Below are 24,746 nucleotides of genomic sequence, written 5' to 3' on the forward strand. Positions count from 1 at the left end.
AAGCACAGCACACCCATGCCCCGACTCCGTTCGCTCGCTGCCGTCACCGGTTCCCTGGCCGGCGCAGCCGCCCTCGCCGTCGCGCTGACCGGCTGCGTCCCGAACAAGGCGGATGCCACCGCGGAGGCCATCGCCGTCTCGCTCTCCGACACGAAGTGCACGGTCTCGACGAACACGGCGAAGGCGGGCCCGATCACCTTCCAGGTGACCAACACCGGCAGCGACGTCAACGAGTTCGAGCTGCTCGCCTCCGACAAGCTGCGCATCGTCGGCGAGAAGGAGAACATCGGCCCGGGCACGACGGTCAACTACGTGGTGCAGCTGGCCGAGGGCTCCTACTTCTCGGCCTGCCGCAAGGGGATGGTCGGGCAGCCGACGAACGTCGCGGCGTTCACCGTCGCACCGGGCACCGGCAAGACGGTCTCGCAGAGCGAGAGCAAGCAGGTCGCCCAGGCCGTCGCGAACTACACCGGCTACGTGAAGGATCAGGCGGGAGCCCTCCTCACCGCCACGAAGTCCTTCGCCGCGGCCTACGCGGGCGGCGACGACGCGGCCGCCCGAGCCCAGTACGCCTCCACCCGCAGCTACTACGAGCGGATCGAGCCGACCGCCGAGCAGTTCGGCGACCTCGACCCCGCGCTCGACCTGCGCGAGGCCGACCTCGCGGAGGGCCAGGAGTGGACCGGCTGGCACCGCATCGAGAAGGACCTGTGGGCGCCCGCCGGGTACACGCCCGTCGACGCCGGCACCCGCACGCAGCTCGCCGACACGCTCGTCGCCGACACCCAGAAGCTGTACGAACTGGTGCACGCGAAGGACTTCCGCCTCACCATCGATCAGATCTCCAACGGGGCCATCGGCCTGATGGAGGAGGTCTCCCGCTCCAAGATCACCGGCGAGGAGGAAGCCTTCTCGCACACGGATCTCGCCGACTTCCAGGCCAACCTCGAGGGCGCCCAGGTCGCCTACGGCGTCGTGCGCGACATCGCCGCCGCCAAGGGCAGCAGCGGCAAGGACGTCGTGTCGAAGCTCGACGCGGAGTTCGCCACCGTCGAGAAGACGCTCGCCCAGTACAAGAGCGGCGACGGCTTCGTGAGCTACACCGAGCTCAGCACCGCTCAGGTGAAGGAGCTGTCCGACCAGGTCAACGCGCTCAGCGAGCCGCTGAGCCGGCTCACCTCGATCATCGTCAAGTAAGCCGTGACGCAGAGCCACCCCGACGCCGAGCGCCCGGAGACCGACGAGGTCGCCGGGCGCTCCGGCGACCCCGAACCGCGGCGCGGCCTCTCCCGGCGCGGGATGCTCGGGATTGCGGGCGCGACCGTCGGCGCCGGCCTGGTCGGCATCGGAGCGGGTGTCGCCGCCGACCGCGCCGTGCTCGGCGCCTCCACCGGCGACTCCGCGACCTACCCCTTCTACGGCGCGCACCAGGCCGGGATCACCACGCCCGCGCAGGACCGCCTCCACTTCGCCGCCTTCGATGCAGCGCCCGGCCTCGACCGGGCCGGCCTGATGGAGCTGCTGCAGGACTGGACCGTCGCGGCCGCGCGCATGACCCAGGGGCGCCCGGCCGGGAAGTACGGTCCGGCCTCCGGCCCGTCGGACGCCCCGCCCGACGACACCGGCGAGGCGCTCGACCTGCCGCCCGGCGGGCTCACGCTGACCTTCGGCTTCGGCCCGAGCCTGTTCCGCACGGCGAGCGGCGAGGACCGGTTCGGGATCGCGTCCCGCCGCCCCGAGGCGCTGGTCGACCTCCCCGCTTCCCCGGCGACGCGCTCGTGGACGCGATCAGCGGCGGCGACCTCTGCGTGCAGGCCTGCAGCGACGATCCGCAGGTCGCGGTGCACGCCATCCGCAACCTCTCCCGCATCGCGTTCGGACGCGCGTCCATCCGCTGGTCGCAGCTCGGCTTCGGGCGCACCTCCTCCACCTCGAAGGCGCAGGCGACGCCGCGCAACCTGTTCGGGTTCAAGGACGGCACGGCCAACATCAAGTCGGAGGACCAGTCGGTCGTCGACGAGCAGGTGTGGGCCGCGCACGGAGACGGCGCGGCATGGATGGCCGGCGGCTCCTACCTCGTGGCGCGGAAGATCCGCATGGTCATCGAGACCTGGGACCGCCAGCAGCTCGGCGAGCAGGAGCGCATCGTCGGCCGCGACAAGGGCGAGGGCGCGCCGCTCTCCGGGGGCACCGAGTTCAGTGCACCGAACTTCCTCGCTCTGGCGAACGACGGCGGCACCAAGATCGACCCGGACTCGCACGTGCGCCTGGCGCATCCCTCGATGAACGACGGCGCCCAGCTGCTCCGCCGCGGCTACAACTTCGTCGACGGCAACGACGAGCTCGGGCGGCTCAATGCCGGCCTGTTCTTCATCGCGTTCCAGCGGGATCCGCGGAAGCAGTTCATCCCGATCCAGAAGCGGCTCGCGTCGAACGACCTCATGAACGAGTACCTGAAGCACGTCGGCTCGGGCGTGTTCGCGGTACCGCCCGGTGCCTCCGAGGGCTCGTTCGTGGGAGCGGGTCTGTTCGCCTGACCGCTCAGGTGCCGGCGGTCGGCGTCGGGCTCGGCGACTTCCCCTTCGAGACGGAGTAGTTGGCGACCCAGCCCTTGTCGCCCGCATCGGTCACCACGACCAGCACGCCGTAGGTGCCGTTGCTGAATGTCCCGGTGCCGCCGCCGTTCGGACCCTGTGCGCCGAATTCGCCGCTGAATCCCGCGTCGGTGAGCTGCTTCTGGATGTCGTTGTACGAGCTCCCACCGCTCACCTTGACGGTGACGTTCCACACCTTGTCGTCCCCCGAGCCGAGGCCCGCCGCGAAGACGACGTCGCCGTTCGCCAGCGGGACCTCCTTCGGGAAGTCGGACGGCACGCTGGTGCCGCCGACGTCGATGTTGCCGCCGGAGACGTCCTTCACGACGCTCTGGAAGCTGCAGCCGGCCAGGGCGGGCGCCGCCCCGAGCAGCAGTGCGGCGGCGAGCGGGAGGGCGACGAGACGACGACGGTTCATGCGTCCATTCTCCCGGAGGCGCGCGCGGCCATGGTTGCGCGGATCGGTGAAATGTTCACCTCGCGGGTCTTGTCGCACGCCGCCGGACGTTCATAGTCTTCGCGCACAAGCCCTATCTCGAAAGGAATCGCCATGCCATCGCCCACCATCGTCCTCATCCACGGCGCCTTCGCCGACGCGGGCAGCTTCACACCCGTCACCCGGCGCCTGCTCGACGCCGGCCACACCGTGCGCGTGCCCGGTCTCCCCAACCGCAGTCTGCTGGGCGACGCCGAGTACATCCGCTCGGTCGTCGAGAACATCGACGGACCGGTCCTGCTCGTCGGGCACTCGTACGGCGGCGCGGTCACCACGATCGCCGGTGCCGCGGACAACGTCGTGGGGCTGGTCTACCTCGCCGGCTACGCGCTCGACGAGGGCGAGAACCTCAACCAGTTGCAGGGACGCTTCCCCGATTCGCCGCTCGCCAAGGCGCTGGTCTTCACGCCGTTCCCGATCGACGGCGCGGAGCCGGGCACGGACGTGTCGGTGAACGTCGACGAGTTCCCGGACATCTTCGCCAGGGCCTCGACCCGGCCGTCACCCAGGTGTTCGCCGTCTCGCAGCGCGCCCGCTCGCGGCGATCGCCTTCGAGCAGCCGGCGCCGGTCGCGGCGTGGAAGACCAAGCCGGCCTGGGGCATCGTCCCGGCGGCCGACCGCACGATCAACCCGGACGTGGAGCGCTTCGGCTACGAGCGCGCGAAGTTCCGGGCGGTCACCGAGATCGACGAAGCCCCGCACCTCGTCATGTACTCGAACCCCGACGACGTCGTCAAGGTGATCACCACGGCTCTCGACGAGGTCGGCTGACACCATTCATGAGACGCAACACGCCGCTCACCTTCAGCGGTGGCGGCGTGTTGCGTCCCATGGTTGCTGGGATCAGACGGCAGCGGCGTCCTGACGCTTCAGGCGAGCGGCGGCGCGGCCGCGAGCGGTCGCGTCCAGCTCGACCTTGCGGATGCGGACGGCCTCCGGGGTCACCTCGACGCACTCGTCGTCGCGGGCGAACTCCAGCGACTCCTCCAGCGTGAGCTGACGGCTCGGGGTCATCGACTCGAACGTGTCGGCCGTGGAGGAGCGCATGTTGGTGAGCTTCTTCTCCTTGGTGATGTTCACGTCCATGTCGTCGGCGCGCGAGTTCTCGCCGATGACCATGCCCTCGTAGACCTCCTCGGTGGGGTTCACGAAGAAGGTCATGCGCTCCTGCAGCGCGATGATGGCGAACGGCGTCACCACACCGGCGCGGTCGGCCACGATGGAGCCGTTGCTGCGGGTGACGATCTGACCCGCCCACTCGTCGTAGCCGTGGAAGATCGCGTTGGCGATGCCCGTGCCGCGGGTGGTGGTCAGGAACTCCGTGCGGAAGCCGATCAGGCCGCGCGACGGCACGATGAACTCCATGCGGACCCAGCCGGTGCCGTGGTTCGACATGTTCTCCATGCGGCCCTTGCGGGCGGCCAGCAGCTGGGTGATGGCGCCGAGGTACTCCTCGGGCGCGTCGATCGTCAGGTGCTCGTAGGGCTCGTGGGTCTTGCCGTCGACCTTCTTGGTGACCACCTGCGGTTTGCCGACGGTGAGCTCGTAGCCCTCACGGCGCATCTGCTCGACCAGGATGGCCAGCGCCAGCTCGCCGCGGCCCTGCACCTCCCAGGCGTCGGGGCGGCCGATGTCGAGCACGCGGAGCGAGACGTTTCCGATGAGCTCGCGGTCGAGGCGGTCCTTGACCATGCGTGCGGTGAGCTTGTGGCCCTTGACCTTGCCGACGAGCGGCGAGGTGTTGGTGCCGATGGTCATCGAGATCGCGGGCTCGTCGACGTGGATCGCGGGAAGCGGACGGATGTCGTCGGGGTCGGCGAGCGTGTCGCCGATCATGATGTCGGCGAAGCCGGCGACGGCGACGATGTCGCCGGGGCCCGCGGACTCGGCCGGGTAGCGGTCCAGCGCCTTGGTCATGAGGAGCTCGGTGACGCGGACGTTGTGCACGTCGCCGTCGTGACGCACCCAGGCGACCGTCTGGCCTTTCTTGAGCGTGCCGTTGAAGATGCGGAGCAGCGCGAGGCGGCCGAGGAACGGCGACGCGTCGAGGTTGGTGACGTGCGCCTGCAGCGGAGCCTCGGGGTCGTAGGTCGGAGCCGGGATGTGCTCGAGGATCGCCTCGAACAGCGGCTCGAGGTCGTCGTTGTCGGGCAGCTCGCCGTTGGCGGGCTGGTTGCGGCTCGCGGCGCCGGCGCGGCCGGAGGCGTAGACGACCGGCACGTCGAGCACGGCGTCGAGGTCGAGGTCGGGCACGTCGTCCGAGAGGTCGCTGGCGAGACCGAGGAGCAGGTCCTGGCTCTCGCTCACGACCTCCTCGATGCGGGCGTCGCCGCGGTCGGTCTTGTTGACCGCGAGGATGACCGGCAGCTTGGCCTGCAGCGCCTTGCGCAGCACGAAGCGGGTCTGCGGCAGCGGGCCCTCGGAAGCGTCGACCAGCAGCACGACGCCGTCGACCATAGAGAGGCCGCGCTCGACCTCGCCGCCGAAGTCGGCGTGGCCCGGGGTGTCGATCACGTTGATGGTGATCGGGCCGTTCGGGGCGTGGATGCCGTTGTACGAGATCGCCGTGTTCTTGGCGAGGATCGTGATGCCCTTCTCACGCTCGAGCTCGTTGGAGTCCATGGCGCGCTCCTCGACGTGCGCGTGCGCGTCGAAGGAGTTCGTCTGCTTGAGCATGGCGTCGACCAGCGTGGTCTTGCCGTGGTCGACGTGGGCCACGATCGCGACATTGCGCAGATCGTCGCGGCGGGCGACGGCGTTCTCGGACATGCTTGAAGACTCGACTCTCGTCAGATGGAAGAAGGGGAACGGTCCATCCTACCGTGGATCCGCTCCCCTTCTCCTGTGTCCGCTGTCAGCGAGCTACAGCCGCTGAGCTACAGCCCCTGTGCGACCGGGGGCTCCGGCGTCTGCGGCTCCTGCGGCGCGACGGCGCCGGGGCGGCCTCGTCCGAGCCGGCCGCGAGCAGTTCCAGGCGCAGGGCGCGGCGGGCGCGCTGCTGCTCCGGGTCCGGGAGCGGCACGGCCGCGAGGAGGCGCTGCGTGTACGCCTCCTTCGGGTAGCGCAGGATCTCGTCGCGGGTGCCGACCTCGACCAGGCGGCCGTGGTGCATCACCGCGATGCGGTCGGCGAGCACGTCGATGACCGCGAGGTCGTGCGTGATGAAGAGGCAGGCGAAGTTCATCTCGCGCTGCAGCTGCTGCATCAGCTCGAGAACGCGCGCCTGCACCGACACGTCGAGCGCGCTGGTGGGCTCGTCCGCGATCAGCACCTTCGGCTGCAGCGAGAGCGCGCGGGCGATGCCGACGCGCTGCTTCTGGCCGCCGGAGAGCTCGTGCGGGAACCGGCTGCGGTAGGCGCGCGGCAGCTCGACGCTGTCGAGCAGGCGGTCGACCTCCTTCGAGAGGTCGGCGCCCTTCAGCCCCTTGGCCAGGCGCAGCGGCTCGCCGATGGAATCGGCGATCTGGAGGCGCGGGTTCAGCGACGACGACGGGTCCTGGAACACGATGCCGACGTTGCGGTGCAGCTTGCGGATCTCGTCCCGGCCCGCGCTGCTGATGTCCTGGCCGGCGACGACGAGCTTGCCCGAGTGGATGGGCAGCAGGCCGATCGCGGCGCGGCCGAGCGTGGTCTTGCCGGAGCCGGACTCGCCCACCAGGCCGACGACCTCGCCCTGGCGGATCTGCAGGTCGATGTCGCTGGCGGCGCGGAACGCCGGCACGCGGCCGTGCTTGGGGTACTCGATCGCGACGTTCTGGAAGTCGACGACGACCTCGCGCTTGTCGAGCTCCGCCTTCTCGTGCTCCGCCTGGGCGGCGCGCTCGTTGGCGCGGATGCGCTCGGCGAACTCGGCGTCCGGGTTCTCGGTGCCGGCCGCGAGGGCCGCCGTGGTGTCGATCTCCTCGTCCTCGCGCTGACCGAGGTGGGGCACGGCGTCGAGCAGGGCGATCGTGTACGGGTGCTGCGGGGCGGCGAAGACGTCCTTCACCGTGCCCGCCTCGACGATGTCGCCCTTGCGCATGACGACGATGTTGTCGGCCAGGTCGGCGACGACGCCCATGTCGTGGGTGATGAGCAGGATGGCGCTGTCGAGCCGGTCGCGGAGGCTGCGCAGCAGCTCCAGGATCTCGGCCTGCACGGTGACGTCGAGAGCCGTGGTCGGCTCGTCCGCGATCAGGAGCTTCGGGTCGCACGAGATCGACTGCGCGATCATGGCGCGCTGACGCTGGCCGCCCGAGAGCTGGTGCGGGTACGAGTTGAACGCCTTCTTCGGGTCCGGCAGCTCGACCATGGCGAGCAGTTCGAGCGCGCGCTCCTTCGCCTCGTGCGGCGACATCCCGAAGTGGATGCGCAGCGTCTCGACGATCTGGAAGCCGACGGTGTAGACGGGGTTGAGCGCCGTCATCGGCTCCTGGAAGATCACCGCGACCTGGCGTCCGCGCACGCGCCGCATCTGCGGCTGGCTCAGGCCCGTCAGCTCGCGGCCGTCGAGCTTGATCGAGCCCTGGACGCGGGAGTTCTTCGGCAGGAGGTCGAGGATCGCCATCGAGCTCGCACTCTTGCCCGAGCCGGACTCGCCCACGATGGCGAGCACCTCGCCGGGACGGATCTGGTAGTTCAGGTTCTTGGCGGCGGGCACCCACACGCCGTCCACGCCGAAGTCGACGGAGAGGCCGGTCACTTCGAGCACGGGGCCGCCGGTCACGGTGGACGTGCCGACCGTGTTGGTCTCAGCAGTCATCAGTGGTTCCTTTCGGGGGCGTTCGACGGGGATGAGAGCATGGAGCCATGCCCTACGTCTCCCCGCCGGACGCGAGGTTTTCGTGTCCCGGTTCAACCGGGTCCTTGCCGTGCTGGTCTGGGCGGCTGCCGCCGCGCTGACCGTCGGCCTGCTGGTGAGCGTCCACGACGCCCGTCTGCTCTACATCGTGCCGCTGGCCCTGTTCGCCTTCATCGCCTGGGCGATGCTGTGGCGTCCGAACCTCGTGGTCGACGACGACGGGCTGCACCTGGTCAACGTGACGCAGTCCGTCCGCATCCCGTGGGAGGCGCTCATCGCGGTCGACACGAAATACGCGCTGACGCTGTACACGCCCGGCCGCAAGTTCCCGGTCTGGGCCGCTCCCGCTCCCGGCACGACCCGCACGCTCCGCGCGACCCGCAACGAGACGAGGGGCCGCGTCGGAAGACCGACCGTCGAGGACAGCCTGCGCCGCCCCGGCGACCTGCTGGCGACCGAGTCGGGCGCCGCCGCCGAGGTGGTGCGCCGGCGCTGGGCGGCCCTGCAGGAGTCCGGCGCGATCGAGGCCGGACGCGCCGACGAGACGCCGGTCGAGGTGCGCTGGCACATCGCGTCGCTCGCCGTGCTGGTGCTGCTCGCGGCGGGCACCGTCGCCGCGCTGCTCCTGGCCTGAGGCCGGGAGCAGCGCGGCGGGGCGGGTCGTCACAGCACGTCCTCCGCGAGAGCCGCTCCGGTCTTCGGGGTGCGGTCGTCGCCCTCGCCCTCCTCCGGCTCCTGCTCGCGCATCTTGCGGAGGTTGAACCGGCGGTGGCGCGGGTCGAACGCATCGCGCAGACCGTCGCCGACGAAGTTGACCAGCAGCGCGAGCGTCACGATGAACGCGCCGGGCCACCAGAACAGCCACGGACGGGTCTGGAACGCCGACTGGTTCGAGCTGATCAGGAGGCCGAGCGAGACGTCCGGCGGACGGATGCCGTAGCCGAGGTAGGACAACGCGGTCTCGAGCAGGATGGCGGAGGCCATGATCAGCGTGGAGGCCACGATGACCACGCCGATCGCGTTCGGCAGGATGTGCTTGAAGATGATGCGCGTGTCCGAGGCGCCGGCGACCCGGGCGGCCTCCACGAACTCCCGCTCGCGCAGCGAGAGGAACTCGCCGCGGACCAGACGGGCGATGCCCATCCACGAGAAGAAGCCGAGCATCAGCGCCAGGAAGAACGCGCCGAGCCCGCCGAACGCGTGTCCGACGACCGAGCCGATGACCAGCGCCGGGATGACGATGAACACGTCGGTGATGCGCATCAGGATCGCGTCGGTCACGCCGCGGAAGTAGCCCGCGACGGCGCCGACGACGACGCCCACGACGCTCGCGATGAGGCCCAGGACGACCATCACGAGGATGGAGTTCTGAATGCCGCGCATCGTCAGTGCGAAGTAGTCCTTGCCGATGCGGTCCTGACCGAAGGGGTGCTCCCAGGTCGGTGCTCCCTGCTGCACCTGGTCGTTCAGCTCGGTGTAGTTGTACTTCCACCAGCCCGGGATCGGCCCGAGGCCGATCGCGGAGATCGAGAAGATCAGGATCAGGATGAACAGGATCGCGCTGGCGACGGCGACCTTGTTGGAGAGGAACCGCTTCCAGACGAGCTTGCCCTGGCTGACGGGCGGGGCGCTCGGCGCCTCGAGCTCGTCGGCGATACGGGTGGTTTCGGCCATTATCGGACCCTCACTCTCGGGTCGAGTGCGGCGTACGCGAGGTCTGCCAGGAAGTTGAACAGGATCGCCATCGCCGCGATCACCAGGAAGTACGCCATGACGGGGTTCAGGTCACCACGGCTGAGGCCGAGGTTGAACAGCGAGCCCATGCCGGGGATGGCGAACACGCGCTCGGTGATGACCGCACCACCGAGCAGCGCGCCCACGTCGAACGCGACGAGGGTGGTGATCGGGATGAGCATGTTGCGGAACGCGTGGCGCACCACGACGGTCCGCTCGGGCAGGCCCTTCGCCCGCGCGGTGCGGATGAAGTCCTGGTTGAGCACCTCGAGCATCCCGGCCCGCGAGTAGCGGGTGTAGGAGGCGAACGAGATGAGGAGCAGCGCGATGGTCGGCAGCACCAGGTGGGTGAACGTGTCGAGCCCGGTGACCCACATGTCGCCCTCGAGGCCCGGCGTCGACGAGCCGACGGTCGCGATCGGGCGGCCGTTCGTGTCCTGGAAGTACTGCGGCCAGGCCTGCATGAAGCGATCGACGATGATCAGGAAGCCCGACACGATCGTCACGATGACCGCGATGCGCATGTTCTGGCCGCGGTCGTAACCGCCGACGAAGTACCCGATGGCGAGGCTGACGACGATGGCGATGACCGCGAGGATCACGATCGTGGCGACCGTCGAGACGTTGAACAGCGGCTGCAGCACGAAGTAGCAGACCAGGCTGATCGCGCCCGCGATGGCCGCCGAGATCAGGGCCCGCCGGTTCTGGAGGCCCGAGATCAGCGCCGTCGTGCCGATGACCGTCGCCGCGATGAGGATGATCATCACGACCGGGCCGAGGCCCGGCATGAGGAACCAGTTCATCGCCGACATCAGCAGCAGCACGCCCGCGGTGGCGACACCGGAGATCAGGAAGGTGAGGAGCCTGCGACGCCGGTCACCGCCGATCAGCGATTGCCAGATCAGACCGGCGACGACGCCGATGATCACCGCCACCCACCACGGTATGACCGGGTGCGCGAGGAAGTTGTTGAAGCCGATCGCGACGAACTCCTTGAGGAGCACCGCGACGAGGAAGGCCGGGAGGGAGTACAGGAAGAAGCTGAGGAACGTGACGACGTTGTCGAGTCCGCTGTACTGCCGGAGGGCCGTGACGATGCCGATCGTGACACCCAGCAGGATCGCCAGGATCAGAGCGGCGGTGACCAGCTGCACCGTGGACCCGAGGGCCTGGGGCAGGATGTCGGTCACCTTAGCGTTGGAGACGGTGGACCCCAGGTCGCAGGCGTTGGCGAACGGGATGAGGCACTTGGCCGCACCGCCCAGCCAGAGCAGCCAGCGCAGCGGCGGCACGACGTCCAGCTGCAGGAGCTGGATGCGCGCGTTAATCAGCTGCGTCTTGTTGGGGGAATTGCTGCTTCGCAGATCCTGGAGCGGGTCGGCGCTGTAGGCCACCAGCATGTACATCAGGAACGAAGCGGCGATGATGATGAGCACTGAGACCAGGAGGCGTCTCAGGATGAAACTCGCCATAGGTTCAAAACCTTCACTGACAGGACGCGCCGATCGGGGGGTGCGGCGGGGGTGCCGCCAGGCGCGTATCTCAAGGGTGGACGGATCGCGCCCACCGACTACATGATACGGGGCGCCGGCTGAGAACCGACGCCCCGCCGCAGGGAGAGTGCCCGGGGTTCGCCCGGGCACTCTCTCTTACGGAGCTGTTACTTCGAGGAGGACGACTTGACCGACCACTCCCAGAAGTTCCAGAACGGGCCGGACTGCCCGCCGTTGTACTTGACGCCCTCGACCCGGTTGGTGGCCGCGAAGACACCCGGGAGCTGGAAGAGCGGCAGACCGTACGCGTCGGTGAAGGTCTGCTTGTCGATCTGGTACTCGATCTTCGTCAGAGCATCCTTGTCGAGGGTGGTCTGCGACTTGAGGGCCAGGTCGTTGGTGCCGGTGTAACCGTTGTAGTTACCGCCACCCTGCGAGGCGAACACCTGCGGCAGCTGCGTGGTGCCTGCACCCGGGCTGATCCAGCCGAAGAGCGAGGCGTCGTAGTCGCCACCCGGGAGCAGCTTGCTCCAGTCGGGCGAGCCGGCGTCCACGACCTTGATGCCGGCCTTGGCGGCCGAGGCCTGGATCGACTGGAACTCGTCGACACGGTTCGGGTTGTTGGTGTTGTACAGGATGCGGATCGACGGGGTGGCACCGGCGAGGAGCGCCTTGGCGCCTTCGATGTCGACCTTGTCGTACTTGTCGGAGCCGTTCTGCTTGACGCTGCCCTCGTACTGCTCCTGGTTCGGCAGGAAGATCTGCGAGTTCAGGACCTTGGCCTTCGAGTCGACCGGGGTGACGATCGAGTCGAGGATCTGCTGACGCGGGATGGTCTTGAGGAACGCCTCGCGGACCTTGGCGTCGGAGAGCACCGGCGACTTGAAGTTCAGGTCGAGGTGGTCGTACGAGGCCTGGGCACCGGTGAGGATCTTCGCGCTGGTCTGCTTGAGCGCGGTGATCGTGTCGGCGGACGCCTGCGGGTTGATGATGTCGACCTCACCGTTCTGGAGAGCGGTGACCTGGGCGTTCGCGTCCGGGATGATGCGGAACACGATCTTGTCGACGTTCGGCTTGAGGCCGCCCGCGTAGTACTTGTTCGGCGTCATGGTCAGCGACTGACCCGGGGTCCACGACGAGACGACGAACGGGCCGGAGGAGACCAGCAGGTCCTTGTCGGTCGGGAACGCGGTGACGTCGTAACCGGTGTTGACGAAGTCCGCCGCCTTCTTGAGCGTCGGGTCGGCCGGGGCCGGGTTCGCCGGGTCGCCCTTCGGCAGGCCCTTGAGCAGCTTCGTCAGGTCGGCGGCCGACGAGAGGCCCGCCTTCTTGGCGACGATGTGCGCGGGCTGCGCGATCGGGTTGACGAGCTCCCAGTCCACGTAGGGGGTGGAGTACTTGAGCGTGATCGTGCGGTTGTCGTTACTGACCTCGGGGAAGTCCGTGGCGTCGACACCCGCGGTCGAACCCGCGATCTGGAAGTACTGCGTGCCGCTGGTGACGTTGCCCTCGGAGTCGAACTTCGCCGAGTCGTAGTGACCGGAGGCGATGGCCCACGCGAGGATCATGTCGTCGGCGGTGACGGGCTCGCCGTCGGACCACTTGTCGTCCTTGTTCAGCGTGTACTTGACCGTCAGCGGGTCGTCCGAGGTCTTCTCGAACGTGCCGAACTTGTCGTCGTGGACGATCTTGTAGTTGTTGTCGATGTACTGGAACCCGGTTCCGTACGACCCGTTCAGGTAGCCGACCTGGCCGTTGGTGTCCAGGTTGCCCTGCGGGGTCTGCGAGTTGAACGAGGTGAAGTCGTTGACGACCGCAACCGTCACGGTGCCGCCCTTGGCAGCGGACGAGGTGCTGGTGCTGCCGGACGTGGTGCAGGCCGACAGAGCCAGTGCTGCGACGCCTGCGACGGCGACCGCGCTGACCGCGTACCTCACCCTTCTTCCGTTGATGTGCAATGTTCCTCCTGTGCGAAGTGTGCGACGGTGCAGGCGTGCGAGAGTGCCTGTCCCGCGCGGGATAAGAATGACCCTAGGTAGCGTCGCCAGCGATTGCAAAACAGGCGGGGAAAACGTTACATAGTGGTAACTCAGTCGACGGATTCCTGCGCGAAGCGCACAAAATCGGTGGAATAGTTCGCTCGATGCAACGATCTGGCAGGATGCCCCTATGAGCCAGACCCCAACGTTCACCGGAGAGGTGCCCGTCGCCCGGCCGGAGCGCACCCGGCTCTGGTGGGAGATCGCCATCGTCCTCGGGCTCTCGCTCGGACAGTCGGCGATCTACTCGATCGTCACGATCATCGACCGCTCCACGCAGAGCACCCCGCTCTCGCAGCAGACCGCACAGGTGAACCCGAGCCAGTCGAACCGCGAGGTCTTCGACTTCCTCTACCAGGTGCTGGGCAACCTGTTCCCCCTGTTCGCGGTCGCGCTGGTGATCTACCTGCTCTGGCAGCCGCAGCGCAGCGGCTTCCGACGGATCGGCTTCGACCTGACCCGGCCGGCGCGCGATCTGGGCGGCGGGCTGCTGCTGTTCCTGGTGATCGGCATCCCGGGCATCCTGTTCTACGCGCTGACCCGCCTGCTCGGCATCACCGTCGCCGTGCAGGCGTCGACACTGGACGCGCACTGGTGGACGGTCCCCGTCCTCATCCTGGCCGCGTTGCGCGCCGCGCTGCAGGAGGAGGTGATCGTCGTCGGCTACCTCTTCACGCGGCTGCGGCAGCTGGGCTGGGGCACGTGGACGATCATCGTCGTGTCGGCGCTGCTCCGCGGCAGCTACCACCTGTACCAGGGCTTCGGCCCGTTCGTCGGCAACGCCGTGATGGGCATCGTCTTCGGCTGGGTCTACACCCGCTGGGGCCGCGTGATGCCGCTGGTGGTCGCGCACACGATCATCGACATCGTCTCCTTCGTCGGCTATCCCCTCGCCGTCGCCTGGTGGCCGTCGATCTTCGCCGCCCACTAGCCACCAGGCGCACGGGTCAGGCGAAGGCCTCCGGGGGCGGGCAGGCGCAGAAGAGGTTGCGGTCGCCGTAGGCCTGGTCGATGCGGCGCACCGGGGGCCAGTACTTGTTCCGGACGAGCGCGGGAACGGGGTACACGGCCTGCTCGCGGGAGTAGGGGTGGCTCCAGTCGGACGAGACGGCCGCCTCCGCCGTGTGCGGCGCGTTGCGCAGCGGGTTGTCGTCGGACGGCCAGTCCCCTGCGGCCACGGCGTCGGCCTCCTCGCGGATGGCGATCATCGCGGCCACGAAGCGGTCGAGCTCCGCCAGGTCCTCGCTCTCGGTCGGCTCCACCATCAGGGTGCCGGCGACCGGGAACGACATGGTCGGCGCGTGGAAGCCGTAGTCGATGAGGCGCTTGGCCACGTCGTCCACGGTCACGCCGGTGCGCTCGGTGAGCGGACGCAGGTCGAGGATGCACTCGTGCGCGACCAGACCGTCCTCCCCCGCGTAGAGCACCGGGAAGTGCTCGCGCAGGCGCGCGGCGACGTAGTTCGCGGCGAGGACGGCCGCGCCGGTCGCGTCCTTCAGGCCCTCGGCGCCCATCATCCGGACGTACGCCCAGCTGATCGGCAGGATGCTCGGGCTGCCGTACGGCGCGGCCGAGACCGGTCCGCCGCCGTGCTCGACGCGTCCGCCGCCCGCGACCGGGTGCGTCGCATCCTGGGCCAGCGGGTGGCCCGGCAGGAACGGCGCGAGGTGCGCCTTGGCCGCGACCGGTCCGACGCCGGGGCCGCCGCCGCCGTGCGGGATGCAGAAGGTCTTGTGCAGGTTGAGGTGGCTGACATCGCCGCCGAAGTCGCCGAACCGGGCGTAGCCGAGCAGCGCGTTGAGGTTGGCGCCGTCGACGTACACCTGGCCGCCCGCGTCGTGGACGGCCTGCGTGATCGCGACCACCTCGTGCTCGTAGACGCCGTGCGTCGACGGGTAGGTGATCATCAGGGCGGCGAGCGTGTCGGCGTGCTCCGCGATCTTGGCCCGCAGGTCGTCGAGGTCGACGTTGCCGAGCTCGTCGGTCGCCACGACGACGACGCTCATACCGGCGAGCACCGCCGACGCCGCGTTGGTGCCGTGCGCGGACTGCGGGATGAGGCACACCGTCCGCTGGTCGTCGCCGCGCGAGCGGTGGTAGCCGCGGATCGCGAGGAGTCCGGCGAGCTCGCCCTGGCTGCCCGCGTTCGGCTGCAGCGACACGGTGTCGTAGCCGGTGACGTCGGCGAGCCACTCCTCGAGCTGGTCGATCAGCTCGAGCGAGCCGGCGACGTCGGCGGCCGGGGCGAAGGGATGCAGGGCCGCGAACTCCGGCCAGGTCACCGCCTCCATCTCGGTCGCCGCGTTGAGCTTCATCGTGCAGGAGCCGAGCGGGATCATGCCGCGGTCGAGCGCGTAGTCGCGGTCCTGCAGCTGCCGCAGGTAGCGCATCATCGCGGTCTCGGAGTGGTGCGTGTTGAACACCGGGTGCGACAGGTACGCCGACTCGCGGGTCAGGGCCGGGTCGAAGGACGTGTCGGCCGGCAGCGAGAAGACGAGGTCGCCGTCCACCGTGCCGCCGAGCACCTCGACGAGGTCGCCGAGCGGGAACGCGCCGTCGCGCAGGTCGGCCGCCGACTCCTCGTCGACGCTCAGCGAGACGAGGCCCGAGTCCGTGGCGTGCAGCAGCAGGCCGCGGTCGTGGGCGCGGGCGACGACGGTCGCGGCGTCGTCCACCTCGACCTGGAGCGTGTCGAAGAACGAGCGCGAGACGACCTCGACGCCGGACGCGCGCAACGCGTCCGCGAGCGCCGCGGTGGACAGGTGCACCTGACTCCCGATCGCGCGAAGGCCCGCGGGGCCGTGGTAGACGGCGTACATCGCGGCCATGACGGCGAGCAGCACCTGCGCGGTGCAGATGTTCGACGTCGCCTTCTCGCGGCGGATGTGCTGCTCGCGGGTCTGCAGCGTGAGCCGGTACGCGGGCTTGCCCACCGCATCCTGTGAGACTCCGACCAGGCGTCCGGGGAGCTGGCGCTCCAGGCCCTTCCGGACGGCCATGTACCCGGCGTGCGGGCCGCCGAAGCCCATCGGCACGCCGAAGCGCTGGCTGGTGCCGACCGCGACGTCCGCGCCGAGCTCGCCCGGGCCCTTGAGCTGGGTCAGCGCGAGCAGGTCGGCAGCGGCCACGACGACCGCGCCCGCCGCCTTCGCCGTCGCGATGGCGGCGGACGGGTCCCATACCCGGCCCGAGGCGCCGGGGTACTGGACGAACAGGCCGAACGCGTCCGACAGCTCCGGGGCGTCGTCGGCGAGGGAGGCCAGGTCGAGCACGATGAGCTCGATGCCGACCGCCTCCGCGCGGTTGCGGAGCAGCGCCAGGGTCTGCGGGAAGGTGTCCGCATCCACGACGAACTTCGTCGACTTCGCCTTGGACGCGCGACGTGCCAGCAGCATCCCCTCGACCACCGCGGTGCCCTCGTCGAGCATCGACGCGTTCGCGGTGTCGAGCCCGGTCAGGTCGGAGACCATGGTCTGGAAGTTGATCAGCGCCTCCAGCCGGCCCTGCGAGATCTCGGGCTGGTACGGCGTGTAGGCGGTGTACCAGCCCGGGTTCTCGAGCACGTTCCGCTTGATCACCGCGGGCGTGATGGTGCCGTAGTAGCCGAGGCCGATCAGGCTGCGGTTGACCGTGTTGCGTGCGGCCAGCGCCCGCAGTTCGCGGAGGGCGGCGCGCTCGCCGAGCGGTTCGGGCAGTGCGGAGGTGCGGTCGTCGTCGACGCGGATCGAATCCGGGACGGCCGCGTGGACGAGGTCCTCGACGGAGGACCAGTCGCGGGAGGCCGCCGCCGAGATCGCGGACAGCATGGTGCTCTGCGCATCCCCATCGGTTCCGATGTGACGCGTCGGGAAGAGGTCGGTCATGAAGGAGCGGGAACCTTACTCGCCGGTGAGGGCGGCGTACTCGTCGTAGCTGAGGAGGTTGTCGGGCAGCTCGGTGAAGCGGACCTTCACCAGCCAGCCCTCGCCGAACGGGTCGGAGTTGACGAGCTCGGGTGCGTCGACGACGGCGGAGTTCGCCTCGGCGACGATGCCGTCCACGGGCGCGAACAGCTCGCCGACGGACTTCGTGGACTCGATCTCGCCCACCACGCGGCCGGCCGTGACGTCGCTGCCCTCGTCGGGCAGCTCCACGAAGACCACGTCGCCGAGCTTCTCGGCCGCGTACGAGGTGATGCCGACGGTCGCGACATCGCCCTCGACCAGGAGCCACTCGTGCTCAGGCGTGTACTTCAGGTCTCGTTCTGCGGCCATGGCTAGCGCTTCTTTCTGCTGTAGAAGGGGAGGGCGGTGACGGTGAACGGGAGGCGCGTGCCGCGCACATCCACGTGGAGCACGGTGTTCTCGCGCGCGAGCTCGGGGGCGACGTACGCCATCGCGATCGGCACGCCCAGCGTCGGCGACAGCGCGCCGGAGGTGACCACGCCGACCTCCGCGTCCTCGCCGTTCGCGGTGTCCTTCGCGAAGACCGGGTAGCCGGCGCGAGCGGCGCGCTTGCCCTCGCCGACGAGGCCGACGAGGACCCGGGCCTCGGGATGCGGCCCCTCCTCGCTCGCAGCGCGGCCGATGAAGTCGGTGTCCTTCGCCAGGTTGACGACCCGGCCCAGCCCCGCCTGAGCGGGCTTCGTGTCGAGGCCCAGCTCGTGCCCGTACAGCGGCATCCCGGCCTCCAGGCGCAGGGTGTCGCGCGAGGCGAGGCCCGCCGGGACGAGGCCCAGGCCCTGCTCGGTGCCCGCCTCGGTGAGGGCGTCCCACAGCGCGCGGGCGTTGTCCGGGGCGACGTAGAGCTCGAAGCCGTCCTCGCCGGTGTAGCCGGTGCGCGCGATGAGCACGGGATGCGTCTGGAAGAGCGCGGGCAGCGACCAGTAGTACTTGAGGGAGGACAGGCGCTCGCCGAAGTCCTCGCCGTCGAGGGCGCCGTCGTCGGCGGCCAGGCCGTCGGTGGCGAGCAGGACGGACAGCGCCGCCGGCCCCTGCACGGCGATCAGCGCGATGTCGTCGGACTCGTCGAACACCTCGACGTCGAACGGGGACGTGCGGTCGCGCAGCTCCTGCGCCACCGCATCCCGGTTGGAGGCGTTCGCGACGACCATGTAGCGGTCCTCGCCGGTGCGGTAGACGACGAGGTCGTCGACGATGCCGCCGGCGCGCGACAGCAGGAGGCTGTACTTCGCCTGGTCGATGTTGAGCGCGGACAGCTTGCCGGCGAGCGCGTAGTCGAGCGCCTCCCCCGCCTCCGGGCCGATCAGCACGATCTCGGCCATGTGCGAGAGGTCGAAGAGTCCGGCTGCGGTGCGGACGGCGTGGTGCTCGGCCAGGTCGGACGAGTAGCGCACCGGCATCTGCCAGCCGGCGAAGTCGGTGAAGGAGGCGCCGGCCGACGCGTGGGCGTCGTGGAGCGGGGAGGTACGGCCGCCGTCGGCGTCCTGGTGCGAGGTCATGAGTTCTCCGATTCGCCGGCCGTCGGCCGGGGGCTGCGGGGGCGTCGCCGCTCCCGGGAAGAACTCCCCCTCTGTCATCCGGCCTGAGAGTTTCACCGCGTCCGTGGAAGCGGCTTTCACCGTGGGCGAGGGCGGCGGATGCCGTCCTGCTTTTCAGAGTGGCCAGTCCGATGCGGTACGCGTACCTGAGAGATTGTCGGGGAGGATTGCTCCTTCGGTGCCGCGCGCACGCGCGCGACTCTCCCGCATCGACCTCGTGGCCGTTGTTCAGTTGTGTGCGGCCAGCATATCCGCTCCCGCCTCCGCCCGCTCGCTCCGCGGACGTTCGCGCCCCACCACCGCGCGCATTCGTGCCGAATCGGCGCGATTCGTGACGAATGGGGCACATTCGGCACGAATCATCGCCGTGGTTGTGCTTTTGGTCAGGGCGACACTAAGATGGCTCCAACGTTAGAGTCATCCTGACTCTTACCCGATCCCGGGAGCAGCCATGACGGCACGGCACGAACGCGCGAGCGCGATCCTCGCCGTGTCCACCGTGATCTTCGCGCTGCGGAGCGACGACGAGACGGGCGGCGTCCCGCAGGTGTGGCTGCCGCTGGTGCGGCGCATCCGGGAGCCGTTCGAGGGCCGGTGGGCACTTCCCGGCGGTCCCCTGCGAGTCGGCGAAGACCTGGCCTACGCCGCCGCCCGGACGCTCAACGACACCACCGGCCTCACGCCCCGCTACCTCGAGCAGCTCTACGCCTTCGGCGACGCCGACCGCTCCCCCGGCGCCGAGCGCGTCGTCTCGGTCGTGTACTGGGCGCTGGTGCGCAGCGAGGAGGCCGAGCGGGCGAGCGTCGGCGAGAACGTCCGCTGGTTCCCCGCCGACGACCTCCCCGAGCTGGCCTTCGACCACAACGTCATCGTCGAGTACGCCCTCTGGCGGCTCCGCACCAAGATGGAGTACTCGCGCATCGCCCACGCCTTCCTCGGCGAGCGCTTCACGCTGGCCCAGCTGCGCGGCGTGCACGAGGCCGTGCTCGGCAAAGCGCTCGACCCGGCGAACTTCCGCCGCACGATCGAGGCGTCCGGCGCCGTCGTCGCCACCGACGAGTACCTCACCGGCACACCGCACCGCCCGCCGCGGCTGTACCGCTACAACGACCGGATCGACCTCGCCGACGCGGGGCCGCTCCCCCGGCAGCAGCATCCGTTCGAAGGAAGAAGCGAATCATGACCATCGCCTCGGTCGACACCACCATCCAGCTGATCGCCTCCGGCCAGGTCGACGGCGAGACCTGCACGCCCGACCTCGTCGAGGCGCCCTGGGAGTTCGACGGCCTCGCGCCGAGCTACGGTCCGGGCGCCTCGCTGGGCGACCCCATCCCGGTGAACGCGCCGCGCCAGGGCGAGCTGCCGGAGGAGTACCGCACGGCCTCCGCCCAGGAGCTCGGCGACCGCATCCGCGCCGCCAAGGAGACCCTCGGCGACCGTGTCGCGGTGATGGGCCACTTCTACCAGCGCGACGAGGTCGTGCAGTACGCGGACTTCGTCGGCGACTCGTTCCAGCTCGCCAACGCGGCCAAGGCGCGACCGGAGGCGGAGGCGATCGTGTTCTGCGGCGTCCACTTCATGGCCGAGACCGCGGACATCGTCTCGCGGCCCGAGCAGCGTGTCATCCTCCCGAACCTCGCCGCCGGCTGCTCGATGGCCGACATGGCCGATCTCGACTCGGTCGAGGAGTGCTGGGAGCAGCTGGAGGAGCTGTACGGCACCGAGCCGGACGCGGACGGCCGCGTGCCGGTCATCCCGGTCACCTACATGAACTCGTCGGCGGCGCTGAAGGCGTTCTGCGGCGAGCACGGGGGGATCGTGTGCACTTCCTCCAACGCCGCCACGGTGCTGGAGTGGGCGTTCGAGCGGGGGCAGCGCGTCCTCTTCTTCCCCGACCAGCACCTCGGCCGCAACACCGCCAAGGCGATGGGCATCCCCGTCGAGCGGATGCCGCTGTGGAACCCGCGCAAGCCCTGGGGCGGCACCGACGCGTCCACCCTGCAGGACGCCCAGGTCATCCTGTGGCACGGCTTCTGCTCGGTGCACAAGCGGTTCACGGTCGGTCAGATCGAGCACGCGCGCGCCGAGTTCCCGGGCGTCCGCGTGATCGTGCACCCCGAGTGCCCGATGGATGTGGTGGATGCGGCCGACGAGTACGGCTCGACCGACTACATCGTGAAGGCGATCCAGGCGGCGCCGGCCGGCTCGACGTTCGCGATCGGCACCGAGATCAACCTGGTGCAGCGGCTCGCGGCGCAGTTCCCGCAGCACACCATCTTCTGCCTGGACTCGGTCGTCTGCCCGTGCTCGACGATGTACCGCATCCACCCCGGCTACCTCGCCTGGGTGCTGGAGGGGCTCGTCCGCGGCGAGGTGCTCAACCAGGTGACGGTGCCAGACGCGGTCGCCGCCCCCGCCCGGGTCGCGCTCGAGCGGATGCTCGCCACGCGTCCCGACACGACGATGGCGGCCTGACATGAGCCGCGTGGTCGTCGTCGGGAGCGGGATCGCCGGACTGACCGCGGCCCTGCGGGCGCACGCGCTCGGGCACGACGTCACGGTGGTGACCAAGGCGTCGCTGTCCGACGGCAGCACCCGATACGCGCAGGGCGGCATCGCGGCGGCGCTGTTCCCGGACGACAGCGTGGAGGCGCACGTCGCCGACACGCTGCGGGCAGGCGCAGGGCTGAACGTCCGGGACGCGGTGGAAGCGCTGTGCACCGACGGACCGGAGCGCGTGCGCGAGCTGATCGCGCTCGGCGCGGCCTTCGACCGCGACGGCGACACGCTCGCGCGGGGGCTCGAGGCGGCGCACTCGTCCGCGCGGGTGCTCCACGCCGGCGGGGATGCGACGGGAGCCGAGCTCTCGCGTGCGCTGATCGCGGCCGTGCGGGCGGCGCGCATCCCGGTCGTCGAGGGCGCCTTCCTGCGGGAGGTGCTGGTGCGCGACGGCGCGGCGGTGGGCGTCTCCCTGCTCGTCGCGGGGACGCCGGTCGCGCTCGAGGCGGACGCTGTCGTCCTGGCGACCGGGGGCTGGGGACGGCTGTACGCGCACACGACGAATCCGGCGGTCGCGACCGGGGACGGCGTCGCCGCGGCCTGGCGCGCCGGGGCGGTGCTGGCGGACCTCGAGTTCACGCAGTTCCACCCCACCGCCCTGCACGCACCGGGCCAGGCGGGGGCGGGCGCGTTCCTCGTGTCCGAGGCCGTGCGCGGCGAGGGCGCGGTGCTGCGGAACGCGGCCGGCGAGCGCTTCATGACCGACGTGCACCCCGATGCGGAGCTCGCTCCGCGCGATGTGGTGGCCCGTGGGATCGCGGTCGAGATGGCCGCGCAGGGCGGGCGTCCGGTGCTCCTCGACGCGACCGAGCTCGGCCGGGAGTTCCTCGCGCGGCGCTTCCCGACGATCGACGCGGCGACGCGGGCGGCGGGATACGACTGGGCGACTCGCCCCATCCCCGTGACCCCGGCGGCGCACTACGCGATGGGCGGCGTGGCGACCGACACCGAGGGGCGCACGAGCGTCCCCGGACTCTTCGCCGTCGGCGAGGTCGCCTGCACCGGCGCGCACGGCGGCAACAGGCTGGCGTCGAACTCACTGCTCGAAGGGCTGGTGTTCGCGCACCGGGCGGCCGGCGCGATCGGCGGCGTCTGGACGGAGGGCCCGGAGTGGGTGCGGGAGGGTGCGGTCACGGCCGTGCCGTCCGACACGCCGTCGAGGCCCGCTCGCGCCTTCTCGCGGGAGCGTCTCGGCGCGCTGCTCTGGGACGCTGCGGGCGTGCACCGCGACGGCGCACGGCTGGCGGCTGCGGCGGCCGAATTGGCGGCGACCGCTGAGCCCGGGGACGGGCCGTCGGAGGACGGCAACCTCCTCTCCCTCGCCCGCCTGGTCGTCGCCGCCGCGCTGGCGCGCGAGGAGTCGCGCGGCGCGCATTTCCGCTCGGATTTCCCGCTGACCGGCGCGGCCGAGCCCGCGCACACCGTCCTCCTCCCCCAGTTCTCCCGTCTCGAGGTGCCCTTCGCATGCTGACCCGCCAGATCATCCAGACCGCCGTCCAGGCCGCCCTCGTCGAGGATGCGCCCTGGGGCGACCTCACGAGCGAGCTCCTCATTCCGGAGGCGGCCGTCGCCACCGCGCGCCTGGTCGCCCGCGAGCCGGGCACATTCGCCGGCGGCGAGGTCTTCGCCGCGGCGTTCACTCTGACCGACCCGTCCGTCGAGGTGAGCCTGCACGTCACGGACGGCGCGACCTTCGCCGCGGGGACGCGCTCGCGACCGTGACCGGGCCGGCCCGCTCGGTGCTGCAGGGCGAACGCGTCGCCCTCAACTTCGTCCAGCGGATGAGCGGCATCGCCACGCTGACCGCCGCGTTCGTCGCTGAGGTCGCCGGTACCTCCGCCCGGATCGTGGACACGCGTAAGACGACACCGGGCTTGCGCGCCTTCGAGCGGCACGCCGTTCGAGCGGGAGGCGGGCACAACCACCGTTACTCGCTGTCGGATGCGGTGATGGCGAAGGACAACCACCTCGCGGTGCTCACCACCCAGTCAGGGCTGTCGGTCACCGACGCGCTGCTCCGGGTGCGCGAACAGCTCTCGCACACGACGCACCTGGAGGTCGAGGTGGACCGGACGGACCAGATCGAGCCGGTGCTCGCCGCCGGGGTCGACACGATCATGCTCGACAACTTCACGGTCGATGAGCTGCGGGAGGGCGTCGCCCTGGTCGCCGGCCGCGCGATCGTCGAGGCGAGCGGCAATGTGAGCCTCGCGACCGTCCGGAGCATCGCCGAGACCGGCGTCGACGTGATCTCGTCGGGCGCGCTCACGCACAGCGTCCGCTCGCTCGACCTCGGACTGGACGTGGTGGTCGAGTGATCTACCTCGACGCCGCCGCCACCTCTCCGGTCCGCCGGGAGGTGCTGGAGGCGATGTGGCCCTACCTCACCGGGGAGTTCGGCAACCCGTCGAGCCACCACGCGGTCGGCGAGTCCGCGGCGCGGGCGCTGGCCGAGGCGCGGACGTCGGTCGCGGCGTGGCTGGGCTGCCGGGCGTCGGAGGTGACGTTCACCTCGGGCGGGACGGAGGCCGACAACCTCGCGATCAAGGGCATCGCGCTCGGTGATCCGCGCGGGCGGCACATCGTCACGACGCCGATCGAGCACGAGGCCGTGCTGGAGTCGGTGGACTACCTGGTGCGGTTGCACGGTTTCACGGTGACGTACGTGCCGGTCGGGCGGGACGGGCTGGTTTCACCGGTGGATTTTGCGGCCGCGCTGCGACCGGACACCACGCTGGCGTCGGTGATGCTGGCGAACAACGAGGTGGGGACGGTGCAGCCGATCGCCGAGCTGGCGGCGCGGGCGCACGCGGTCGGAGTCCCCTTCCATACGGACGCTGTGCAGGCCGCCGGGTGGCTGCCGCTCGACGTCCGCGCGCTCGGGGTGGATGCGCTGAGCGTCTCGGGCCACAAGATCGGCGCGCCGAAGGGCGTGGGGGCGTTGTACGTGCGGGGACGCATCCCGGTCGAGCCGCTGGTCCACGGCGGCGGGCAGGAGCGCGGGCGGAGGTCGGGGACGGAGAACGTCGCCGGGGCGGTGGCGCTCGGGGTCGCGGCGCGGCTGGCGCTGGCCGACCGGGCGGCGCGGGCATCCGCGGCCACGGCGGCGCGGGACGCGTTCATCGCGGGGGTGCTCGCCGAGGTCCCGGATGCGGAGCTCACCGGGCATCCCACGTCGCGGCTGCCGGGCACGGCGTCGTTCGTGTTCCCGGCGACGAACGGCGAGGCGGTGCTGCTCGAGCTGGAGCGGCGCGGCATCGTGTCGTCGAGCGGCTCGGCCTGCGCCGCCGGGAGCGAGGATGCGTCGCACGTGCTCCTGGCGCTCGGCTACCCGGAGGATGTGGCGCGCACCGCGGTGCGGTTCTCGTGGGGACCGGAGGTGGCGGCCGGGGAGCTGGTCGCCGTCGCGCCGGCGGTCGGAGAGGCCGTGCGGGCGGTCCGCGGGCTCGCCGTCTGAGGGCACGGGATCACCGGATTTATTCCACCGTTCTGCGGACAGCGAACTTCTCCACAGTTCACATGATCGACACCCACGGTGTCGGTGGCTCTCGCTAGGTTGGACCGGTGACTG

At 70.3% G+C, this 24,746-nt stretch carries 14 protein-coding genes, 5 pseudogenes and 1 other annotated feature; of the genes and pseudogenes, 10 read left to right on the forward strand and 9 right to left on the reverse strand.

From position 1 onward, the window contains the following. Positions 1 to 15 precede the first annotated feature (15 nt). The gene (locus A0130_04995; GenBank protein ANF31122.1) at positions 16 to 1,197 is read left to right on the forward strand and encodes a PbrT family lead (Pb2+) uptake porter; all 1,182 of its coding nucleotides are present in this window, start codon (positions 16 to 18) and stop codon (positions 1,195 to 1,197) included. Positions 1,198 to 1,200: 3 nt separating this feature from the next. Next, a pseudogene (locus tag A0130_05000) lies at positions 1,201 to 2,537 on the forward strand (peroxidase). Between the two features lie 4 nt (positions 2,538 to 2,541). Here A0130_05000 and A0130_05005 read toward each other — a convergent pair. Next, positions 2,542 to 3,012, reverse strand: a complete 471-nt coding sequence (locus A0130_05005; GenBank protein ANF31123.1) for a hypothetical protein — start codon at positions 3,010 to 3,012, stop codon at positions 2,542 to 2,544. A gap of 132 nt (positions 3,013 to 3,144) precedes the next feature. Between A0130_05005 and A0130_05010 the strand changes: the two are divergent. Next, positions 3,145 to 3,862, forward strand: a pseudogene (locus tag A0130_05010) (hypothetical protein). Between the two features lie 72 nt (positions 3,863 to 3,934). Here A0130_05010 and A0130_05015 read toward each other — a convergent pair. After that, entirely contained in the window at positions 3,935 to 5,860 is a 1,926-nt protein-coding gene (locus A0130_05015) for a GTP-binding protein TypA (protein ID ANF31124.1), read from the reverse strand. Positions 5,861 to 5,967: 107 nt separating this feature from the next. Next, positions 5,968 to 7,832: pseudogene (locus tag A0130_05020) on the reverse strand (glutathione ABC transporter ATP-binding protein). Between the two features lie 47 nt (positions 7,833 to 7,879). Between A0130_05020 and A0130_05025 the strand changes: the two are divergent. Then, a pseudogene (locus tag A0130_05025) lies at positions 7,880 to 8,505 on the forward strand (hypothetical protein). A 29-nt stretch (positions 8,506 to 8,534) separates the two neighbouring features. On the opposite strand, the gene A0130_05030 reads toward A0130_05025, so the two are convergent. From A0130_05030 to A0130_05040, 3 genes are all read right to left on the reverse strand, one after another. After that, the gene (locus A0130_05030) at positions 8,535 to 9,545 is read right to left on the reverse strand and encodes an ABC transporter permease (GenBank protein ANF31125.1); all 1,011 of its coding nucleotides are present in this window, start codon (positions 9,543 to 9,545) and stop codon (positions 8,535 to 8,537) included. After that, positions 9,545 to 11,077 carry an ABC transporter permease gene (locus A0130_05035; GenBank protein ANF31126.1) on the reverse strand — a complete coding sequence of 511 codons (1,533 nt, stop codon included), beginning with the start codon at positions 11,075 to 11,077 and terminating at the stop codon, positions 9,545 to 9,547. Before A0130_05035 ends, A0130_05030 begins: the two co-directional genes overlap by 1 nt. A 188-nt stretch (positions 11,078 to 11,265) precedes the next feature. Further along, a complete protein-coding gene (locus A0130_05040; protein ID ANF31127.1) occupies positions 11,266 to 13,056 on the reverse strand; it encodes an ABC transporter substrate-binding protein in 1,791 nt (596 codons plus the stop codon). Between the two features lie 211 nt (positions 13,057 to 13,267). On the opposite strand from A0130_05040, the gene A0130_05045 reads away from it, so the two are divergent. Then, on the forward strand, positions 13,268 to 14,068 hold the full coding sequence (locus tag A0130_05045) for a CAAX protease (protein ANF31128.1): 801 nt from the start codon (positions 13,268 to 13,270) through the stop codon (positions 14,066 to 14,068). Positions 14,069 to 14,084: 16 nt separating this feature from the next. On the opposite strand, the gene A0130_05050 is transcribed toward A0130_05045, so the two are convergent. From A0130_05050 to A0130_05060, 3 genes are read right to left on the reverse strand one after another with little or no spacing between them, the layout of a single operon-like run. Beyond that, positions 14,085 to 17,000 (reverse strand): glycine dehydrogenase (aminomethyl-transferring), encoded by a 2,916-nt coding sequence (locus tag A0130_05050; GenBank protein ID ANF31129.1) that lies wholly within the window; start codon positions 16,998 to 17,000, stop codon positions 14,085 to 14,087. Positions 17,001 to 17,015: 15 nt separating this feature from the next. Beyond that, positions 17,016 to 17,390 carry a glycine cleavage system protein H gene (locus tag A0130_05055; protein ID ANF31130.1) on the reverse strand — a complete coding sequence of 125 codons (375 nt, stop codon included), beginning with the start codon at positions 17,388 to 17,390 and terminating at the stop codon, positions 17,016 to 17,018. A 2-nt stretch (positions 17,391 to 17,392) separates the two neighbouring features. Beyond that, positions 17,393 to 18,577 carry a glycine cleavage system protein T gene (locus A0130_05060; GenBank protein ANF31131.1) on the reverse strand — a complete coding sequence of 395 codons (1,185 nt, stop codon included), beginning with the start codon at positions 18,575 to 18,577 and terminating at the stop codon, positions 17,393 to 17,395. Between the two features lie 163 nt (positions 18,578 to 18,740). Further along, positions 18,741 to 18,833: a binding site (glycine riboswitch), on the reverse strand. Positions 18,834 to 19,067: 234 nt separating this feature from the next. On the opposite strand from A0130_05060, the gene A0130_05065 reads away from it, so the two are divergent. The 5 genes and pseudogenes from A0130_05065 (at position 19,068) to A0130_05085 (ending at position 24,632) form a co-directional block, all read left to right on the forward strand. Further along, on the forward strand, positions 19,068 to 19,799 hold the full coding sequence (locus tag A0130_05065) for an ADP-ribose pyrophosphatase (GenBank protein ID ANF31132.1): 732 nt from the start codon (positions 19,068 to 19,070) through the stop codon (positions 19,797 to 19,799). Then, on the forward strand, positions 19,796 to 21,091 hold the full coding sequence (locus tag A0130_05070) for a quinolinate synthetase (protein ID ANF31133.1): 1,296 nt from the start codon (positions 19,796 to 19,798) through the stop codon (positions 21,089 to 21,091). Before A0130_05065 ends, A0130_05070 begins: the two co-directional genes overlap by 4 nt. Position 21,092: 1 nt before the next feature. Then, on the forward strand, positions 21,093 to 22,646 hold the full coding sequence (locus tag A0130_05075; GenBank protein ID ANF31134.1) for an L-aspartate oxidase: 1,554 nt from the start codon (positions 21,093 to 21,095) through the stop codon (positions 22,644 to 22,646). Further along, positions 22,640 to 23,493: pseudogene (locus A0130_05080) on the forward strand (nicotinate-nucleotide diphosphorylase (carboxylating)). Before A0130_05075 ends, A0130_05080 begins: the two are co-directional and overlap by 7 nt. Continuing rightward, positions 23,490 to 24,632 (forward strand): cysteine desulfurase, encoded by a 1,143-nt coding sequence (locus tag A0130_05085; GenBank protein ANF31135.1) that lies wholly within the window; start codon positions 23,490 to 23,492, stop codon positions 24,630 to 24,632. The pseudogene A0130_05080 and the gene A0130_05085 overlap by 4 nt, the downstream one beginning before the upstream one ends. The last annotated feature ends 114 nt before the right edge of the window (positions 24,633 to 24,746 follow it).

The organism is Leifsonia xyli, from assembly GCA_001647635.1.
GTDB lineage: Bacteria > Actinomycetota > Actinomycetes > Actinomycetales > Microbacteriaceae > Leifsonia > Leifsonia xyli_A.

Excerpts from the sequence above, each read along its gene's own strand:
- A0130_04995 (ANF31122.1), top strand. The coding sequence starts at position 16 with ATGCCCCGACTCCGTTCGCTCGCTGCCGTCACCGGTTCCCTGGCCGGC.
- A0130_05005 (ANF31123.1), bottom strand. The coding sequence starts at position 3,012 with ATGAACCGTCGTCGTCTCGTCGCCCTCCCGCTCGCCGCCGCACTGCTG.
- A0130_05015 (ANF31124.1), bottom strand. The coding sequence starts at position 5,860 with ATGTCCGAGAACGCCGTCGCCCGCCGCGACGATCTGCGCAATGTCGCG.
- A0130_05030 (ANF31125.1), bottom strand. The coding sequence starts at position 9,545 with ATGGCCGAAACCACCCGTATCGCCGACGAGCTCGAGGCGCCGAGCGCC.
- A0130_05035 (ANF31126.1), bottom strand. The coding sequence starts at position 11,077 with ATGGCGAGTTTCATCCTGAGACGCCTCCTGGTCTCAGTGCTCATCATC.
- A0130_05045 (ANF31128.1), top strand. The coding sequence starts at position 13,268 with ATGAGCCAGACCCCAACGTTCACCGGAGAGGTGCCCGTCGCCCGGCCG.
- A0130_05050 (ANF31129.1), bottom strand. The coding sequence starts at position 17,000 with ATGACCGACCTCTTCCCGACGCGTCACATCGGAACCGATGGGGATGCG.
- A0130_05055 (ANF31130.1), bottom strand. The coding sequence starts at position 17,390 with ATGGCCGCAGAACGAGACCTGAAGTACACGCCTGAGCACGAGTGGCTC.
- A0130_05060 (ANF31131.1), bottom strand. The coding sequence starts at position 18,577 with ATGACCTCGCACCAGGACGCCGACGGCGGCCGTACCTCCCCGCTCCAC.
- A0130_05065 (ANF31132.1), top strand. The coding sequence starts at position 19,068 with ATGACGGCACGGCACGAACGCGCGAGCGCGATCCTCGCCGTGTCCACC.
- A0130_05070 (ANF31133.1), top strand. The coding sequence starts at position 19,796 with ATGACCATCGCCTCGGTCGACACCACCATCCAGCTGATCGCCTCCGGC.
- A0130_05075 (ANF31134.1), top strand. The coding sequence starts at position 21,093 with ATGAGCCGCGTGGTCGTCGTCGGGAGCGGGATCGCCGGACTGACCGCG.